General features: G+C 58.1%; 20 protein-coding genes. 5 read left to right on the top strand and 15 right to left on the bottom strand.

Features of this window, described 5'->3' with window-relative positions:
• Nucleotides 1-5: 5 nt before the first annotated feature.
• A complete protein-coding gene (locus tag EPD60_RS08295; protein WP_131448701.1) occupies nt 6-605 on the top strand; it encodes a DNA-3-methyladenine glycosylase family protein in 600 nt (199 codons plus the stop codon).
• Between the two features lie 122 nt (nt 606-727).
• Here EPD60_RS08295 and EPD60_RS08290 read toward each other — a convergent pair whose 3' ends face one another.
• A complete protein-coding gene (locus EPD60_RS08290) occupies nt 728-1,837 on the bottom strand; it encodes a dipeptide epimerase (RefSeq protein ID WP_131448699.1) in 1,110 nt (369 codons plus the stop codon).
• 81 nt (nt 1,838-1,918) lie between these two features.
• On the opposite strand from EPD60_RS08290, the gene EPD60_RS08285 reads away from it, so the two are divergent.
• Nucleotides 1,919-2,455: a Riean_0653 family protein gene (locus EPD60_RS08285; protein WP_131448697.1), complete on the top strand. Its 537-nt coding sequence runs from the start codon at nt 1,919-1,921 to the stop codon at nt 2,453-2,455.
• Nucleotides 2,456-2,646: 191 nt separating this feature from the next.
• Here EPD60_RS08285 and EPD60_RS08280 read toward each other — a convergent pair whose 3' ends face one another.
• The 4 genes from EPD60_RS08280 to EPD60_RS16945 form a co-directional block, all read right to left on the bottom strand.
• Nucleotides 2,647-3,120, bottom strand: coding sequence for a hypothetical protein (locus tag EPD60_RS08280; protein ID WP_131448695.1), 474 nt, complete (start codon nt 3,118-3,120; stop codon nt 2,647-2,649).
• A 111-nt stretch (nt 3,121-3,231) separates the two neighbouring features.
• A complete protein-coding gene (locus EPD60_RS08275; protein ID WP_207896567.1) occupies nt 3,232-4,170 on the bottom strand; it encodes an NmrA family NAD(P)-binding protein in 939 nt (312 codons plus the stop codon).
• Between the two features lie 74 nt (nt 4,171-4,244).
• Nucleotides 4,245-6,419, bottom strand: a complete 2,175-nt coding sequence (locus tag EPD60_RS08270) for a S46 family peptidase (protein WP_131448693.1) — start codon at nt 6,417-6,419, stop codon at nt 4,245-4,247.
• A gap of 137 nt (nt 6,420-6,556) precedes the next feature.
• The gene (locus EPD60_RS16945; RefSeq protein ID WP_165871477.1) at nt 6,557-6,715 is read right to left on the bottom strand and encodes a hypothetical protein; all 159 of its coding nucleotides are present in this window, start codon (nt 6,713-6,715) and stop codon (nt 6,557-6,559) included.
• Between the two features lie 355 nt (nt 6,716-7,070).
• On the opposite strand from EPD60_RS16945, the gene EPD60_RS08265 reads away from it, so the two are divergent.
• Nucleotides 7,071-7,280: a hypothetical protein gene (locus tag EPD60_RS08265; RefSeq protein ID WP_131448691.1), complete on the top strand. Its 210-nt coding sequence runs from the start codon at nt 7,071-7,073 to the stop codon at nt 7,278-7,280.
• A gap of 59 nt (nt 7,281-7,339) precedes the next feature.
• Here the strand turns inward: EPD60_RS08265 and obgE are convergent, their stop codons facing one another.
• From obgE to EPD60_RS08245, 4 genes are all read right to left on the bottom strand, one after another.
• Nucleotides 7,340-8,338: a GTPase ObgE gene (gene obgE, locus EPD60_RS08260; protein WP_131448689.1), complete on the bottom strand. Its 999-nt coding sequence runs from the start codon at nt 8,336-8,338 to the stop codon at nt 7,340-7,342.
• A 104-nt stretch (nt 8,339-8,442) separates the two neighbouring features.
• Nucleotides 8,443-9,678, bottom strand: coding sequence for a T9SS type A sorting domain-containing protein (locus EPD60_RS08255; protein WP_131448687.1), 1,236 nt, complete (start codon nt 9,676-9,678; stop codon nt 8,443-8,445).
• An 85-nt stretch (nt 9,679-9,763) separates the two neighbouring features.
• On the bottom strand, nt 9,764-10,348 hold the full coding sequence (locus EPD60_RS08250; RefSeq protein WP_131448685.1) for an acyltransferase: 585 nt from the start codon (nt 10,346-10,348) through the stop codon (nt 9,764-9,766).
• Nucleotides 10,349-10,369: 21 nt separating this feature from the next.
• Nucleotides 10,370-10,930: a TVP38/TMEM64 family protein gene (locus tag EPD60_RS08245; RefSeq protein WP_131448683.1), complete on the bottom strand. Its 561-nt coding sequence runs from the start codon at nt 10,928-10,930 to the stop codon at nt 10,370-10,372.
• A gap of 126 nt (nt 10,931-11,056) precedes the next feature.
• Between EPD60_RS08245 and EPD60_RS08240 the strand changes: the two genes are divergently transcribed.
• Nucleotides 11,057-11,413 carry a hypothetical protein gene (locus tag EPD60_RS08240; protein WP_131448681.1) on the top strand — a complete coding sequence of 119 codons (357 nt, stop codon included), beginning with the start codon at nt 11,057-11,059 and terminating at the stop codon, nt 11,411-11,413.
• Nucleotides 11,414-11,416: 3 nt separating this feature from the next.
• Complete coding sequence (locus EPD60_RS08235) at nt 11,417-11,806, top strand: hypothetical protein (RefSeq protein WP_131448679.1); 390 nt, start codon at nt 11,417-11,419, stop codon at nt 11,804-11,806.
• Between the two features lie 104 nt (nt 11,807-11,910).
• Here EPD60_RS08235 and paaI read toward each other — a convergent pair whose 3' ends face one another.
• The 6 genes from paaI to paaA all read right to left on the bottom strand — a co-directional run bounded on the left by paaI (nt 11,911) and on the right by paaA (nt 16,515).
• Nucleotides 11,911-12,345 carry a hydroxyphenylacetyl-CoA thioesterase PaaI gene (paaI, locus tag EPD60_RS08230; RefSeq protein WP_131448677.1) on the bottom strand — a complete coding sequence of 145 codons (435 nt, stop codon included), beginning with the start codon at nt 12,343-12,345 and terminating at the stop codon, nt 11,911-11,913.
• Nucleotides 12,346-12,492: 147 nt separating this feature from the next.
• On the bottom strand, nt 12,493-13,266 hold the full coding sequence (locus EPD60_RS08225) for an enoyl-CoA hydratase-related protein (protein ID WP_207896566.1): 774 nt from the start codon (nt 13,264-13,266) through the stop codon (nt 12,493-12,495).
• A 263-nt stretch (nt 13,267-13,529) separates the two neighbouring features.
• Complete coding sequence (gene paaD / locus EPD60_RS08220) at nt 13,530-14,015, bottom strand: 1,2-phenylacetyl-CoA epoxidase subunit PaaD (RefSeq protein ID WP_131448673.1); 486 nt, start codon at nt 14,013-14,015, stop codon at nt 13,530-13,532.
• 99 nt (nt 14,016-14,114) lie between these two features.
• Nucleotides 14,115-14,924: a 1,2-phenylacetyl-CoA epoxidase subunit PaaC gene (paaC, locus tag EPD60_RS08215; RefSeq protein WP_243647787.1), complete on the bottom strand. Its 810-nt coding sequence runs from the start codon at nt 14,922-14,924 to the stop codon at nt 14,115-14,117.
• 158 nt (nt 14,925-15,082) lie between these two features.
• Nucleotides 15,083-15,499 carry a 1,2-phenylacetyl-CoA epoxidase subunit PaaB gene (gene paaB, locus EPD60_RS08210; RefSeq protein WP_131448668.1) on the bottom strand — a complete coding sequence of 139 codons (417 nt, stop codon included), beginning with the start codon at nt 15,497-15,499 and terminating at the stop codon, nt 15,083-15,085.
• A gap of 68 nt (nt 15,500-15,567) precedes the next feature.
• A complete protein-coding gene (paaA, locus tag EPD60_RS08205; protein ID WP_131448666.1) occupies nt 15,568-16,515 on the bottom strand; it encodes a 1,2-phenylacetyl-CoA epoxidase subunit PaaA in 948 nt (315 codons plus the stop codon).
• Nucleotides 16,516-16,569 lie beyond the last annotated feature (54 nt).

Here is a 16,569-nt window from a genome sequence, read left to right as displayed (position 1 = left end):
GCGGCATGGAATACATCGAGCATCTTTCCAAAGACCGTAAGCTGGCCACCGTGCTGCGCAGCCAGGACCCGGTGGAGTTGCAACCCCGCAAGAACGTGTGCCTGCGGCTCTGCGCCTCCATCATGAGCCAGCAGCTCTCCACCAAAGTGGCCAAGGTGCTCTTTCACCGCTTCCTCGAGCTCTACGGCGGCAAGGAGCCGAAGCCGCAGCAGATCGCCGACACAGCCTTCGAGCAGCTGCGTGGCATCGGGCTCAGCAACGCCAAAGCCCAATACGTGCACAACGTGGCGCAGTTCTTCCTCGACAATAAGATCGATGAGAAAAAGCTGCGTAAGATGAGTGACGAGGAAGTGATTGAGTTACTCACCCAGATAAAAGGCGTGGGCCGGTGGACCGTAGAAATGCTGCTCATGTTTACCCTTGGCCGCGAAGACGTATTTGCCGTTGACGACTACGGCATCCAGGTAGCAATGAAAAAGCTGTATAAGCTCGACGACGGCAATAAGAAAGAGTTCAAGCTCGCCATGCAGCGCATCTCGTCCAAATGGGCGCCCTACCGTACGTATGCGTGCCGGCACCTTTGGGATTGGAAAGACGAGAAATAATGTGATAATGCGGTAATGCGGTAATGCGGTAATGTGGTAATGCGATAAACCTGTTCGATACTAAAATAAAGCGCTGTCCTTCGGGAAGCGCTTTATTTTATCACATTACCACATTACCGCTTTCAAATCGTCCAGACATCCTTCAGCCACTCCGGCTTCACCCGAAGTCCCAGGCCCGGAGTATCGGGCACTTCTATAAGACCGCCGTGCCCGTAATGGATTCCGCCTTCGATGGGATCTTCGGTAAACATCAGCGGCGTATCGAAATCGACGTGCCGGATGGCTTTGTTCGCTAAGGCGAGATGTGCGGCAGCTGTCATGCCAAGGCGGCTCTCCATAAAGCCGCCCACCTGCAGTTCCATCCGGGCGGCTTCGCCGAGCGCGGCCACCTTCAGGGCTTTGTAGATACCGCCCGTTTTTCCGAGCTTGATATTGAACATAGGACAGGCCTTTAACCGGATAAGCCGCTCCGCGTCGTGCTCGTCGCCGCAGCTTTCATCCGCCATGATGGGTATGGGGCTTTCCGTAGAAACACGGTGCAGGTCCATGAACTGCCAGCGCGGGATGGGCTCCTCGCAATGCTCGATACCGAAAGGCGCGAGCGCTTTCAGCACCGCGATGGCATTGTCGGCATTAGCCCAGCCCTGGTTGGCATCGATGCGCAGGGGCATCTCGTGCGGCACCACGGCGCGGATGGCACGGATGCGGGCCACGTCGCGCTCCAGCTCCTGGCCGAGCTTCACCTTGATATAAGGAAACCCGTCCGCCACGAAGCGCGCCGCATCGGCGGCCATCTTCTCCGGCGTACCGATGGAAACGGTCATGTCGGTGTGCAATTCTTTTTCGCGGTTGCCGCCGAGGTAAGCATACAACGGAAGGCCCGCATACTGCGCGGCGAGGTCATGCAGGGCCATATCAAAAGCACTTTTGATGCTTGTGTTGGCATAGATAAGGTGATCCATTTTGCGCACCGCATCTACAATATCGTCGGCATCATGACCGAGCAGCACCTGCGCGATTTCGCGGCCAACGGCAAGGCAGGTGTGAATACTCTCGCCGTTGATGGTGCGGTAGGGGCTGCATTCGCCCCAGCCGGTTCGGCCATCGTCGGTTTCCACCTGTACTACGACGTTTTCGACGGCGTTGATCGGGCCGAGCGAGATCACAAAGGGCTCTTTCAGCGGCACATTGAGAGGCGACAGGCGGATGGTGCGGATGCGGGCTCCGGGCATAACGTTCCTTTTTGTTAAAGCTAAGCGTTGGCGGCAAACACTGCATTGTTTTTGCACAAAGGCGGCAAACCGACAAAGCCCATGAAAAACCTGTTCGCGATGGCCGCGGCCACCCTCCTTCTTGCCTCCTGCAGCAAAAAAGTATCCGAGCTGCCAGCCGCGACTGATAGCGGCGAAAACACTTTCGGCGCTTCCGTTAACGGCACATTGTGGGCACCCCGCAAATCGGTCATGCCTTCTGCCCCACCGGTAGAAGCTTCCTTCGCCGGCGGAGACGACTACGTCATACATGCCCGTGACCTCGGCAGCACGCCCCGCGAAACAGAGTTCGAGATCTTTCTGAAAGACATCACCAGGCCCGGCACCTACGTGCTCAACGCCAATACGGCCAAGATGCCCAACCATAGCGGCGCCTACGCCTACTATGTAGAGCGCAACATGACCCCTAAGTACGAATACATCACCTCGTCAACCAATACCGGCAGCGTCAACATCACCCGGGTAGACAAGGCCAACCATATTTTAGCGGGGACCTTCTCGTTTACCGCAAAAGAGATCAACGGGAAAACCGACCCGATCAATGTTACCGAAGGACGCTTCGATGTACAGATACAATAATTAGACTATGGGTTAGTTGGTAAGCGCTTGGCCTGCCAACCTACTTTAGGAAAGGGATTGCGCAGACCGTGTTACCAATAGACGAATAGAACAACAGACACCTCACCAAAGAGTTTACGGTTACTTTTCATAGGGAAGCCCTCCGCAAGGAGGGCTTTTTTTATCGCCGGCGGCGCTGCCCCCGGCGTGATTCAGGCCTGCTCTTCGCCCTTTGCCTTGCTGCTGTAAAAACGGATGGCTCCGATCACTTCTTCCTCCGATTTGTTTTGCGTGTTGGTCAGCCGAATGCGGCGGCGAATAAGGCCTTCCGGCTTTTCATATTCGAGCACGAGGTAAAAGTGGTCCTGCAGGGAGCCGAACACATCTTCCTGCACCACCAGCGCGCGGTGAAATACGTCCCACGTAAACAGTTGCTCACCGTAATAATAAAAACCGCTGCGATCCACGCGGATGCTCACACGGTTTTGAATGCCTTTCTTCAGAAAGGGAATGGCAAAGAAGCCCATTACCAGGGTCATATACAATCCGGGAAGCGTGCGCGAATAGATGTAAGCGATCAGTCCGGCTACAGAAAGACAGGCAAGGATGCCACCGGCAACCAGGGCAAGTCCCACCTCTTCACCGACTAGAAAACGGCCGTTTTCATTCAGTGTCTGCTTTGCCATAACGTTCGGTTAGCGCACAATAAAGTTACGGCATACCGCTGTGGGCAACCCCGGCCGGCAGTAGCCGCTTTTCCCGGCATTACGGACCGGTATATTCCGGCACCCCGCAGCTCAGGCACCTGCCTTCCGCAGCACGTCGGTCACGCCCGTCCAGCGTACACCGGGGTAGCGGCCATTGTCGAGCGGCCCCAGCTTTACGCGGCCTTCGAACATATCGTGGAGGTATTGCATGCCCTGCCAGGCAGGGAATACCTCGGTCTTTTGCGGCGCCAGCCTTCTGGTGACGGCGATGAGGGCGCGCAGGGTACCGAGGGAGCCGGCGCGGAATAGCTTAAAGGGATGTCCTTTGGCCGCCGCGGCATCGCGGGCAAGGTCCTGCGCCGTGGCCACTTCACCGGCAATCCGCAGGTAGCGCGGCGCGTCGGGGTCGAGGGCGGCAGCGGCAGTGAACTCGGCGGTGTTTTCCATGGTGGTGAAGTCGAGCTGCTGTGTGGCGCTGCCCCAATAGAGCACGCGGTGAAAGCGGTCGAGGATCACCGGCGCGGGGCCGGTAAGCAGGTCGGTGAACATACCGTTGAGGATGCCGGTAGCCTTGATGGGGGCTGCGTTGAGGCGGTCGGCGAAGCGGCGGCGCAGGTCGAGGTTGCGGTTGCGCCCGCCGGGCAGCGGGTTGTAGTCGATGCAGTAGTCGGAAGGAATGAAGCGCGGCACCTGTGCCGCCAGCGCGGCCTGCAGGAGCTGCGTCTGCGTGCCTACGATGGTGTCTTCGAGGCCCGAAAGCGCCGACACCAGGCAGTGGCCGCCGGCGCAGAGCGCGGCCAAGGCGCCGGTGTCGTTATAGTCAACGATCACTACGGTAACGCCCTTGTGCTTCAGCTCCCCAATCACGAAGGGGTCGAAACCGGTCCGCACCAGTGCGCGCACAGAGGCACCGCGCACCCGCAGGTGGTGGGCGATGCGGCGGCCGAGGTGGCCGGTGGCGCCGGCGAGGATGATGAGTGGAGTGCTGGCCATGTGCGTATAACCAATGAGCAGGAAAAAAGATGCCATGCTGCCGGAGCGCCGGGTCAAAAAAAGCCCCCGACGCTTCCGCCGGGGGCCTGAAACAGCTTTCCTGAATCTTTCTACTTACGGATAGAAAGCTCCTTCACGATATTCGACGCACCGCCGATCTTATCCACGCACCAGAGCACGTAGCGGATGTCGACGCAGATGGTGCGGTTGAGGTCTTTGTCGAAGGCGAGCTTATGGCTCAGGGCTTCGTAGTTGCCGTCGAAGGCAAGGCCGATGAGCTCACCGTTGCCGTTGATAACGGGCGAGCCCGAGTTGCCACCGGTGATATCGTTGGTGGTGATGAAGCAGGTTACAAGCGAGCCGGTGCGTGCATCGCCATACTGGCCCCAGTCTTTGGCTTTTGCTTTCTCCACCACTTCCTTCGGCAGGTCAAACTCGTAGTCGCCGGGCACATACTTCTCCATCAGGCCGCGGGCGGTGGTCACGTAGTCGTACTTCACGGCATCGCGGGGCGAGTAGGAGCCTACCTTGCCGTAGCTCACACGCATGGTGAAGGTGGCATCGGGGTACATCATTTTCGCTTTGGCGGGATTCTGCTCCATAATGCCTTTGAGGTAGAGGCGGCCCCACTCGTTGTTCTTCGCGGTGAACTGCTGGAACCGCGGGAGGTACTTCGCGCTGTAGTTCTTCGTGAAGGTGGTGGCGAGGTTGTAGGCGAGGTCCTGCTGCAGCACGGTGGCATCCGGGTTGCGCACAAAGGCGGCCCACTTTGCGTCGTCGAGGATCATCGTGTTGCTGAACACGGCCGTCGCATACTTGTCGTAGGTAGCGGGGTTATCGAGCTTTCCGTACTCGCTGCGGATCGATTCGAAAAGGCTCGGCGGCTGCTGGTCCTTCGGGATATCCTGCTGGTACATCATGAGCACGGCGGCTACGATGTTGCGGTCGGAGGTGCGGTTGTGCGCGGCGAGGAAACTCTTGCGCGCGCGGTCGGCGGCGGCAACGGACTTCTGGATGTCGGCCGAAGAAGTTCCGGGCTTCACCAGCTGGGTTTCAAGGCCCTGCAGCGAAGCGGCGAATGCGAGCAGGGGCGAGCCGAGGATGCCTTCGTTGATGTACTGGCGGTGCATGGCGTAAGGGCGCCATTCGCTGTATGCCGTTTCAAGGTCACGGAAAATGTTGGCGTACTCCGGCTTCGAAGCGGCCCACTTCGTGAAGGCTGCTTCGCTCTTGCTTTTCTGTCCGTAAACATCGTATTTCAGCAACTGCTTTGTTTCACCGTCGTAAAACTTCCAGTAGTTGGCAATGGAAGCATAGTCGGAAGCCAGCTGCAGCTTGATGGCCGGGTCTTTTTTCATCTCCTCGAACATGTACTTGAGGCGCATGTCGCGGAGCTTTACCAGCGTGGGGTTGTTGATGTCGGTGGCGAGCTTCACGCCAAGGGCGCTCTCGTAGCGGTTGGTAGAACCGGGGTAGCCCCAGGTCATGGCGAAGTCGCCTTCCTTTACACCTTTGAGCGACACGGGCAGGTACCACTTGGGTTTCATCGGCACGTTGTCGGCACTGTAGCGGGCGGGCTTGCCGTCCTTGCCTGTATAAATACGGAAGATGGAATAGTCGCAGGTATGGCGGGGCCACTCCCAGTTGTCCGTGTCGCCGCCGAATTTACCGAGGCTCTCGGGGGGCGCGCCTACGAGGCGCACGTCGTTGTAGCGCTGGTAGCGGAAGGCCAGGAACTGGTTGTTCTTGAACAACGGCGAGATGCGCGTTTCAATGAAGCTGGCAGTGTCGCTCATCTCGCGGTTGATGGTGGCGATGACGGCGGCCTGGCGGGTGAGGCGCTCCTGGCCGGTGAGGCCTTTGAGCGAGTCGAGCACGCGCGCGGTCACGTCGTCGATGCGGAGCAGGGTCTGCACGGTGAGGTTCTGCGAGGCACCCGGGATCTCTTCGCCGAAGTTTTTGGCGTAGAAGCCGTCGCGCAGGAAGTTGTGCTCCACGGTGGAGGCGCCGGCAATGACGCTGTAGCCGCAGTGGTGGTTGGTAAACACGAGGCCCTGGTTGCTCACGATCTCGCCGGTGCAGCCGTTGCCGAAGATCAGGATCGCGTCTTTCAGCGACGCCTTGTTGACGTTGTACAGTTGTTCCTTGGTGAGCTTGAGGCCTTTCTTCACCATGTCGTTGTAAACCTGCTGGCCCAGCAGCATCGGGAGCCACATGCCCTCGTCGGCCGCCGCGCGGAAGCTGACGGAGACCAGGAGCAATACGGCCATAAAGATTTTCTTCATATGCAAAACATTTAAGGTGGGCAAACCTACTTAATGTTCGGTTATTGCCGGGCGGAGCGGCAAAGACGTTTTTAACGAAGGGCACGAAAAAAGGCAGGAATACACCTGCCTTTCGAAAGAATTTGTTTCACGGGATGTCAGCGCGCCGCAATGTGCAGCAGGCCGCTCATCGGGATGCCGATCATCAGCACCAGGATGTGAAAGAGGATCAGGATCGTAACGAAAATGCGGAAACCGGTGGTACGATCCCGAAGGGCGATGTGGTTGTCAAAAATCTGATTGAACTTGGAAATCATACGTTAAGGGGGTTCAGTTGGCAGGGACAAAATTAACGTACCAGCACCCCCGAAAAGTCAAACAGGCGATATTTATTATTAGGAAACCCTTAGAACGGGCTGGGAAGGATACCTTAAGCTCTGCCATAGTTTCACTTTGTTTATTGATTGATCCACGGACGTTAGACAAAATCCCGGCTCCCATTGGGGTCGAAAATTCCCATTTTTCAGGGCTGGCCGTGGCCGGGAAGACCCGCTTTCGAATGCAGCGACGCTTTTTCCGCTCCCGCCGATAAAACGGAAGCGGCGGTCTAAGCTCCGGGCCTTTGGCAAAAACAGGTATGGCCTTTGGATAATTAAGATCAAAGTCCCCCTCATGAACGACCGCCTGCAACGAATCGAATTCTTTTCATTATACGAACTCTACCTTCAGAAAAACGAAGAGTTCCGCCGTGCCGTACACGCCCGCTCGGCGCCCGCGCACCTCGACGAGCTGCGCAGCAGCATCAATCATATTTTCACCCGCCTGCACGAAAAGCGCGGCTTCCACCGGCGCAGTGCTACGGATGGCCGCAGCGCGCCCTGACCGGGATCACCTTGCAAAAATCTTCTTAAGAAATAAAAAAGCGCCCGGAGGCGCTTTTCTTATGCTTGTTTGTTGAGCGTGGTCCACATCAGGTCTTTCAGCTCCTGCAGGCCCTGGTTGGTCACCGAGGAAATGAACAGGTGCGGCACATCGCCGGGCAGCTCGGCTGCAATGGCATCTTTCAACTCCTGGTCGAGCATATCGCTCTTGCTGATGGCTATGATGAAGCTTTTGTGCAGCAGCTCGGGGTTGTATTCTTCCAGCTCACGCACCAGGATGTTGAACTCCTCACGGTGGTCCTTGCTGTCGGCGGGGATGAGGAACAGCAGGATCGAGTTACGCTCAATGTGCCGCAGGAAGCGATGCCCGAGGCCACGGCCTTCGGCGGCGCCTTCGATGATCCCCGGCAGGTCGGCGATACAGAAGCTCTTGCCGTCGCGGTACTCCACCATGCCCAGGTTGGGGGTGATGGTGGTGAATGCATAGTCGGCGATCTTGGGCTTGGCGGCCGTGATCGCCGAGAGCAGGGTCGACTTGCCGGCATTCGGGAAGCCTACGAGGCCCACGTCGGCCAGCACCTTCAGCTCGAGCACCTTCCAGCCCTCGATACCGGGCAGGCCGGGCTGCGCATGCTCCGGCGCCTGGTTGGTGGGGCTTTTGAACTGCCAGTTGCCGAGGCCGCCTTTTCCGCCGGGAAGCCACACGACCTCCTGGCCGTCTTCGAGGATCTCGACTTCCTTCTCACCGGTTTCTTCGTCGCGGGCGATGGTACCCAGCGGCACCTCGATGATGATGTCCTCGCCATCGCGCCCGGTACGGTTGGCGTCGCCGCCGCGCTCGCCGTTTTCGGCCAATACGTTCTTATAATAGCGCAGGTGCAGCAGGGTCCACAGATTGCGGTTGCCGCGCAGGATGATGTGCCCGCCACGGCCGCCGTCGCCGCCGTCGGGGCCGCCCATCGCGGTCAGCTTGTCGCGGCGGAAATGCTTATAGCCGGCGCCACCGTGGCCGCTGCGCGCGAAAATGCGGATCTGGTCTACAAAGTTGCTCTTCTCCAATCATCAGGGGTTTGAATCGTCAAAAGTACCTTATAAAAGCAGACCAAAAAGAAAGGCCCCCGGTGAAGGAGGCCTTTCGATATAAGCAATTGGCTTGTCGCTATTTACTGAACGAGCACTTTCTGCTCGTAAACGCTCTTCGCATTGTTGTCTACGAGGCGTACCAGGTAAACACCGCGGGCACTGGCGGCCGACAGGGCTACGTCCTGCACCTGGCTGTCCATCGTTACGCTTACGCGGCGCGTCTGGATGGTCTTTCCGTTGGCATCGGTGATCTGCAGCGTGTAATCGCCGGAAGGCACCTTGGTAAACTGCATCGAGAAGCGATTGCGGGTAACCGGGTTGGGATACACCTGGATGTTGTCGGAGAGGTTCGACTTCACACCCGTGATCGTTTCGATGACGCTGGGGTTGCGGCGGGTAGCGAGGTAGTTGCTGTTGGCGAGGTCGGAGCTGTGGAAAGCACCGTTCTTGAGGATCTGTGCGCTCCAGTCTTTGGGACTCACTACATAAGAGCCGCTGCCGTCAACGGCGCTGGTCACTACGAGGTTGCCATCGGCGTTTACCACGGCACCGTTAGTGGTGAAGGAGGCGGGCAGGCCCTGGATGGAACCGAGCAGCGTAGCCACGCGGTTTTCGGTAGACACCTTGAACACCATGTTGCGGGCGGAAACAACGTACAGGTTGCCTTCGTTGTCGGCGATCATGTCGCCACCGAAAGAAGAGCAGCGGTTGTGTACCGACACGGTTCCGTTGGCGGGATCATCCACCAGCGCGCCGAGGTTCTGGATCTCCGTTTTCTTGCCGGTAGTGAAGCGCAGAAACGTATTACCGTCGTTGGAGATGGCGTAGCCGGTGCCGTCGGGGGTGATTACCATACGGGTGATGCACTTGCCTTCGGCATTGTGCATGCTGCCGAGCCCGGTAAAGGCTTTGTCGGCAACGTAGTGCACCTTCATCGTCTTCAGATCAATATAACGCAGCTGGTCGATGAACATCGGGGTGAACCAGATGCGGTCGTGCTGCGGGTCGTAGGCCGCGGCGGCAACGCCGGTGCTGAAGGGGATGTTGAGCGCGTTGCCGTAGCGGGCATCGGGCGTGAGGGTCAGGGGCTTTTTGGTAGCGGCGTCGTAGACGGTAACGTTGCCTTCAAGGCCGTTGAACAGAACCGGTCCATACTCACCGGTGTTCAGGTCGATCTTGCGCAGCACGCTCCAGTTGAAGCCGTCCTTTGTTGCATCGGTGATGGCGTATGCGAAGCGCTCGTTCTGGGCTTTGGCGGTGAAAGCGGTGCCAGCCAGCACGGCGGCGATAACGCCGGTGCGTAAAGTTTTGTTCATTATCAGCGGTTTTGAATTAAATAATTGGTGTTAACGAACTCTAATTTAGATAGAATTCAGCGGCGTTTCCTCGCCGTCCATCCATTTATTTTTTGAAGGGTTTGTACTCGCTACGGACGAGCGGTTCCTGCTCCACCCATTGGCGGAGCGGCTCACAGGGCTTCAGGCTGTCGTGGCACCAGCGGGGCAGCTGCTGGTAAAGCCGCGTCCCTTCCGACTTCCAGGCGATCTGCTCATCGGAAACTTCGCGGATGATGCGTGCCGGGTTGCCTGCCACCAGCGAGCGCCGCGGGATCTTCTCGCCCTGCTTGAGAAAGGCGAGCGCGCCTACGATGCATTCATCGCCAAGCTCTACCTCATCCATCAGCACAGCGTTCATCCCCACCAAACAGTTACGGCCAACCGTAGCGCCGTGGATGATGGCGCCGTGCCCGATGTGGGCGCCCTCTTTCAGCAGGACGGTTACCCCGGGAAACATATGCACGGTACAGTTTTCCTGCACGTTGCAGCCGTCTTCGATCACGATGCGGCCCCAGTCGCCCCGGATGGCCGCGCCCGGACCGATATATACGTCGCGCCCGATCTGTACGTCGCCGGTGACGGTCGCCTGTGGATGAATAAAAGCCGACTCATGGATCACGGGGCGGATGCCGTTGAATTCGTAGATCATTGAAAAAGGTATTTGAGGTTCTTAAGGTTTCGAAGGCTGGGCGAAAGTTTTCCGGATGACGAAGAAAAGAAGCGCGAGTGCAGCAAGTACCAGGATGACCTTGCCGGTGCCAGAGAAGCGTCCGACCTCGTAAACCGAGTAGGCTTCAAGCACCAGCGCCGGCGCTTTGCCGATGGTGCTGGCCAGGATGAAGGATCCCGTAGAAATACGGCCCACCGCCGCAGCGAAGGTCACCAGGCCCGACGGCACAAAAGGAAGCAGGCGCAGCGACAACACGAGACCAAAAGCTTCACGTCCCTGTGCGGCGGTTAAACGCTCCAGCCGCGGGAAGCGCGTAAGCGCGGCAGCGGTACGCTGCCGGAAGCCCCGCCGGTAAAGCAGGAAGGAAATCACCGCGCCCACTGCCTCACCGGCAAAGGATACCGCCAGGCCGCCGCCAAACCCGAAAAACGCGAGGTTCGCGGCGGTAACGAATACGCTCGGTACCAAACCCAGCACCGCCACTAAGGTGCTGACCAGCAAGGAGATGGCAACGGCCCAGCCGGGGTGCTGCTGAAAAAGTGCGAAAAGGGTTTCCTGCAAATGACGGGGTTGAAGAGGCAAATTAGCCAGTGCATGAAGCGACAAATGAAAATTATTTTATCAAACTTTCAATATTTTTTGAAAATATAAAATTCCAGATATAGCTTTGTTTTACAAACGCAGGAAATGAACCCGATCGCTTACCTGATGTACCTCACGATTACCTACTGGGTAACGGTACACGTGGGATGGCGCTTTTACAAAAACGGCCGTTTCTACCTCCTGGCGCTCTTCCGCAACGACGAAGCCCTGGCGGAAGCGGTCAACCGGCTGCTCCTTACCGGCTACTACCTGCTCAACCTGGGTTATGCCGCCCTCATGCTGCGCAACTGGGAAACCGTGCACAACCGGACCGAGTTGCTCGTATCGGTGACCCTGATGACGGCGCGCATCCTGCTCACCCTCGGCTGCATCCACTTCTGCAATATGGGCGTGCTGTTTCTCTTCCGCAAGCGCCCCGAAATGATGGAACTAAAATCCTGATATATGAACTCGTATAATTTTACTGCCTACCTGATCTACCTGCCTATCGTCATCCTGCTTACCTGGTATGTGGCCTACACGCTTTTCAAAAATGCGCGGGTGTTTATGATGGATATTTTCAATGGCCGCGCCGAGATTGCGCTGGCGACCAATAAGCTTTTCGAAACGGGTTTTTACCTGCTCAATATCGGCTTCGCCCTGCACATCATGGAGATCGGGCCCGAGCTCACCACCGGCCGCGTGCTGCTCGAGGAGCTGAGTACCAAGATCGGCGGCTTCGCCTTCTACCTGGGCGTCATGCTCTTCTTGAACCTCTATCTTTTCTTCCGTGGCAAGCGTGTCGCCCGCGAACGGAGAAATGGAAAGACGCTTCCTCCTGCTGCGGCCTATTAAGGCGTGCGTTGCTTAAGGAGTTTGCTTCGCTCACAATGACGCAGAAGGCATCGCTTGCGCGATGCCTTCTGCGTTTTATCAATGATTCCGCGTTTCCCGCGTGTCTAAATTGAATTCTCCGGCGTCACCAGCGGCTTGCCGGTACGGAAGCAGGTGCCCTTGAAAAGCGCCACCTGTGTGCCTTCCTGGTTGGTGACGGTGATAATGTAAAGCCCGGTGCTGCGGCCGTTGTGCACCTCGCGTGCTTCGGCGGTGAGCACGTCGCCGGGTTGCAGCGGCTTGAGGAAGTTGATGCTGGTATCAAGCGCCATCGATAGGTTGTTGCGATTGTTGCAGGCAAATGCGAAGGCGCTGTCGGACAGTGAGAACGCGATGCCGCCATGCACCACCCCGAAGCCGTTCAGCATCTCTTCGCGCAGGGTCATGCGGATGCGGCTATAGCCCGGGCCCGTCTCCAGCACCTCGATGCCCAGCCACTGGCTGAAGCGGTCGTTGCGCATCATCTGGTCCACTACCTGTCGGGCGAGTTCATTTGTCATGATAATCGTTTAGATGCGGGGAGAGACGGAACGCTGATTCCACCGAAGTGGAATACGCAGATCGGTTATGATTTATGCGGATGTTGGTACCGATATCGGCCTTCATCATAACAGATCATAAAAAATCTGCGTTCTTTCACTCTTCCCCTATTCTCCTTTGAAAACGGGTTTTCTTTTTTCCAGGAATGCCTGCACGCCTTCCTTGTAATCGTAGGTGGCGCCAGCTTTTTCCTGCAGCAATTCTTCGTCGTGCAGCTGGTCGTCGTAGTGATTGCTCAGCGAGTTGTTGAGCGCCTGCTTCGTCAGCGCGAGCCCACGCGTGGGCATGGCCGCCAGCGTCTGCGCAATCTTCAGCGATTCTTCGGCAAAGCCGGCATCGTCGAGCACCTTGTAGCACATGCCCATGCGCTCGGCTTCCTCCGCTCCCACCTTATCCCCCAGCATGAAAAGCGCCGATGCTTTCTGGAGGCCGACCAGCCGTGGCAGGAAGTAGGTGCCGCCGCTGTCGGGGATGAGCCCGATCTTCGAAAAGGCCTGGATAAAGGAAGCGGAGCGGGCGGCCACCACCACGTCGCAGCAAAGGGCGATGTTGGCGCCGGCGCCGGCGGCCACACCATTCACCGCGGCTACCACCGGCTTCTCGAGGCGGCGGAGGCGGCGCACGATAGGATTGTAATGCTCGCCGAGGATCTTGATGATATCCGGGCCATCGGGTGCTACCACCTCGTCGAGATCCTGGCCCGCACTGAAAGCCTTGCCCGCACCCGTCAGGTACACGCATCGGATGGCCGCGTCGGCGCATTCGTCGAGGCGCGCCTGCAGGGACAGGGCCATCTCCCGGTTGAAGGCATTGTATTTCTCCGGGCGGTTGAGGGTGATGTGGGCGATGCTGTCGCGCACTTCGAAAAGGATTGATGACATCAGCAGGACTTTAGGGGGTCAAAACTAGGGGATTCGGAATCGGGAATCCGGAATGGCTGGTAGGCGCCGCCGACGCGAAGCGTCATTGCGAGCGGAGCGAAGCAAACTCCCCGACCTAAAGACTGGCTGTTGCCGGAGAGAGCTTCGATGCGAAAGCTCCTTATGGCCACGACCACCCTGCGTAATTGAGGAGTTTGCTTCGCTCCGCTCGCAATGACGGGCGCTGCCCGTCGGCTTCGCACGCAAGCAACTCCCGGTTGACGTCAATGACATTTAAAATGATCAAAGGCCTCCTTGCAATCCCTGCAGCGGTACATGCTCTTGCAGGCGGTGGAGGCGAATTGCGAGATGAGCTCGGTGTTCCAGGAACCGCAGCGGGGACACTGCACGGCTTCTTCCACGAACATATCGGTGCTGCAGAATTGCTGCTTCGGGTTGGGCGGCGCGATTCCGAAGGCGCGGAGCTTTTCCCTGCCCGCTTCCGACATCCAGTCGGTAGTCCAGGCGGGTGAAAGCTGGTGGCGGATCTGCACCTTGCGGATGCCCCGCTCGATCAGCTTGAGACGTATGTCCATCGCGATGACATCCATCGCGGGACAGCCCGAGTAGGTGGGCGTGATGACGATCTCAACCGCGTCGCCGGTCACCGACACTGCACGGATGATGCCCATGTCCAGCACGGAAAGCACCGGGATCTCGGGGTCTTTGACATCCGCGAGCAGGGTCCATATTGCATCTTCAGAAAGCACAGAGTTAGTGTCAGATGGCTGATGTCAGATCTCAGATCTTAACTTTATTGCCAGGCTTCCGATCTGGGATCTGAGATCCGAGATCGAAAGATTTCCATCCTACCAGGTCACATTCGGATAGCTGCGCTGCAGGGTCTGCATCTCTGCCAGCAGGTAACCCATGTATTCGGTGTGGATGCCGCGCTTTCCGCCCTCCTGGCTCCAGGTGCCGGTAGCGGGCACGGCAAGCGTGGCTTCGGCAAAAACCGCGGCTACGCGCTCGTCCCAGGCCGCACGGAAGCGAGCGGGATCGGGGGCGAAATCACCGTCTTCAAAACCGGCGGCCTTGAAGGCCTCGCCCGTAAAGGGCCAGAGCTCCTGCAGCGCCCCTTCGATGCGACGGCGGCTTTCTTCGGTACCGTCACCAAGACGCACCACCCATTCGGCGCTCCAGCGGCGGTGGTAGGTCACTTCCTTGAGCGACTTCTCGGCGATGGCCGCAAGCGTGCTGTCGCCGCTTTGCTGCAGCGCCTCGTATTGCGCGTATTGAAAGGCGGAGAAGAAGAACTGCCGCAGGATCGTCTGTGCCCAGTCGCCTTTCGGCAGCTCGGTAAGCAGCAGGTTGCGGTACTGGCGCTCGTCTCGGAGGAAGGCGAGATCGTCTTCCTGCAACTCGCGGCCATAGGTCTTCCAGGTGCGGGGCAGCAGCTTTTCTACCGATGCTTTGCCGGCATCGTCCATGGCGTTATAGATTTCAGCGGCATGCTGAAACAGCATCCGCGCCTGGCCGATGAGGTCGAGCGAGATATTAGTAATGGCGATGTCCTGCTCCAGCACCGGCCCATGACCGCACCATTCGGCATTACGTTGTCCGAGGATGAGGGCGTTGTCGGCGAGATGCAGGATGTATTCGAAGTGCTGTTGTGCCACGTGTGTAGAAGTTAGATTCGTGATGCCTGGAGAAGAGAGAAGGAACGCAGATTTTTTATGATCTGTTATGATGTACGCAGGTATCGGTACCATGCCCGTACATCATAACCAATCTGCGCATTCCGCTTGCGGAATCAGCGTTCTTTCTCTGCGGTATTTTACATATGCGTCAGTTCATCCGGCAGGTCGTAAAAGGTCGGATGACGATAAACTTTATCGTTCGCCGGCTCGTAAAACGATTCGGCTTCGTCGGGGTTGGAGGCGTGGATGAATTTGCTTTCCACCACCCAGATCGATACGCCTTCCTGGCGGCGCGTATATACATCGCGGGCGTTTTCGATGGCCATGGCGGCATCGGCGGCATGCAGCGAGCCTACGTGCTTGTGGTCGAGGCCCTGCCTGGAGCGGATGAAGACTTCCCATAAAGGCCATTCAGACCCATCCCCCAGTTCCTTCCCGAGGGGAAGGGGGGCGGCGCTCCCCTCCCTTTGCGAGGGGCCGGGGGTGGGTCCGGGTTCGCCACCCTTCTGGATGGCGTCATAATCTCCGTAAAAAAACCTGCGAAACAGTTGCATAGCGCAATGTGCTTTATAGTTTGAATTCTTCGAACAGATCCGAGATCAGAGATCAGAGATCTGAGATTTTATGCTACCTGCGCGGTGCGGCGGGCAGCCCGCTTCTCCGCATGGGCCACGGCGGCTTCGCGCACCCAGGCGCCTTCGTCCCAGGCCTTCTGGCGGGCGGCGAGGCGCTCCTTGTTGCAAGGACCGTTGCCGCTTACCACGTTCCAGAACTCCTCCCAGTTAATGGGGCCGAAATCGTAGTGGCCGCGCGCTTCGTTCCATTTAAGCTCGGGGTCGGGCAGGGTGCAGCCGAGGAGCTTCACCTGCTCGGCGATCATATCCACGAAGCGCTGGCGCAGCTCGTCGTTGGAGAAGCGCTTGATCTTCCAGCGCATCGACTGCTGCGAGTGCGGCGAGGCATCGTCGGTGGGCCCGAACATCATCAGGCTTGGCCACCACCAGCGGTCGATGGCGTCCTGCACCATGGCCTTCTGCTCTCCGGTGCCCTGGCTCAGCACCAGCAGCGACTCAAAGCCCTGGCGCTGGTGGAAGCTTTCTTCCTTGCACACGCGGATCATGGCACGGCTATAGGGTCCGTAGGAGGTGCGGCAGAGCGGCACCTGGTTCATGATGGCGGCGCCATCCACGAGCCAGCCGATGGCACCCATATCGGCCCAGGTAAGCGTGGGGTAATTGAAGATGGAGGAATATTTGGCCTTGCCCGAGAGCAGTTGCTCGGTCATCTCGTCGCGCGAAATGCCGAGGGTTTCGGCGGCGCTGTAGAGGTAAAGGCCGTGGCCTGCCTCGTCCTGCACCTTGGCAATAAGAATGAGCTTGCGCTTCAGCGACGGGGCCCGCGAGATCCAGTTGCCCTCGGGCAGCATCCCCACGATCTCGCTGTGCGCGTGCTGCGAGATCTGGCGGATCAGGTTCTGGCGGTATTTCTCCGGCATCCAGTCTTTGGGCTCGATCCGCACTTCGGCATCGACCTTGTCCTGGAAGATTTTCTCGAGTTCCTGTACGCTCATATTCGGTAGTTTATCCTTACAAATTTACGTTTCCGGGCACCGTTGATTTTCGCT

Origin of the sequence: Flaviaestuariibacter flavus (assembly GCF_004337505.1) — a bacterium.
In the GTDB taxonomy this organism is placed as follows: domain Bacteria; phylum Bacteroidota; class Bacteroidia; order Chitinophagales; family Chitinophagaceae; genus Flavisolibacter; species Flavisolibacter flavus.
This window is presented reverse-complemented; position numbering and strand designations above follow the sequence as displayed.

Excerpts from the sequence above, each read along its gene's own strand:
- paaB (WP_131448668.1), bottom strand. The coding sequence starts at position 15,499 with ATGCAACTGTTTCGCAGGTTTTTTTACGGAGATTATGACGCCATCCAG.
- EPD60_RS08255 (WP_131448687.1), bottom strand. The coding sequence starts at position 9,678 with ATGAACAAAACTTTACGCACCGGCGTTATCGCCGCCGTGCTGGCTGGC.
- EPD60_RS08275 (WP_207896567.1), bottom strand. The coding sequence starts at position 4,170 with ATGGCATCTTTTTTCCTGCTCATTGGTTATACGCACATGGCCAGCACT.
- EPD60_RS08270 (WP_131448693.1), bottom strand. The coding sequence starts at position 6,419 with ATGAAGAAAATCTTTATGGCCGTATTGCTCCTGGTCTCCGTCAGCTTC.
- EPD60_RS08235 (WP_131448679.1), top strand. The coding sequence starts at position 11,417 with ATGAACTCGTATAATTTTACTGCCTACCTGATCTACCTGCCTATCGTC.
- EPD60_RS08285 (WP_131448697.1), top strand. The coding sequence starts at position 1,919 with ATGAAAAACCTGTTCGCGATGGCCGCGGCCACCCTCCTTCTTGCCTCC.
- EPD60_RS08295 (WP_131448701.1), top strand. The coding sequence starts at position 6 with ATGGAATACATCGAGCATCTTTCCAAAGACCGTAAGCTGGCCACCGTG.
- EPD60_RS08280 (WP_131448695.1), bottom strand. The coding sequence starts at position 3,120 with ATGGCAAAGCAGACACTGAATGAAAACGGCCGTTTTCTAGTCGGTGAA.
- EPD60_RS08265 (WP_131448691.1), top strand. The coding sequence starts at position 7,071 with ATGAACGACCGCCTGCAACGAATCGAATTCTTTTCATTATACGAACTC.
- EPD60_RS08290 (WP_131448699.1), bottom strand. The coding sequence starts at position 1,837 with ATGCCCGGAGCCCGCATCCGCACCATCCGCCTGTCGCCTCTCAATGTG.
- EPD60_RS16945 (WP_165871477.1), bottom strand. The coding sequence starts at position 6,715 with ATGATTTCCAAGTTCAATCAGATTTTTGACAACCACATCGCCCTTCGG.
- paaI (WP_131448677.1), bottom strand. The coding sequence starts at position 12,345 with ATGACAAATGAACTCGCCCGACAGGTAGTGGACCAGATGATGCGCAAC.
- EPD60_RS08240 (WP_131448681.1), top strand. The coding sequence starts at position 11,057 with ATGAACCCGATCGCTTACCTGATGTACCTCACGATTACCTACTGGGTA.
- EPD60_RS08225 (WP_207896566.1), bottom strand. The coding sequence starts at position 13,266 with ATGTCATCAATCCTTTTCGAAGTGCGCGACAGCATCGCCCACATCACC.
- paaA (WP_131448666.1), bottom strand. The coding sequence starts at position 16,515 with ATGAGCGTACAGGAACTCGAGAAAATCTTCCAGGACAAGGTCGATGCC.
- EPD60_RS08250 (WP_131448685.1), bottom strand. The coding sequence starts at position 10,348 with ATGATCTACGAATTCAACGGCATCCGCCCCGTGATCCATGAGTCGGCT.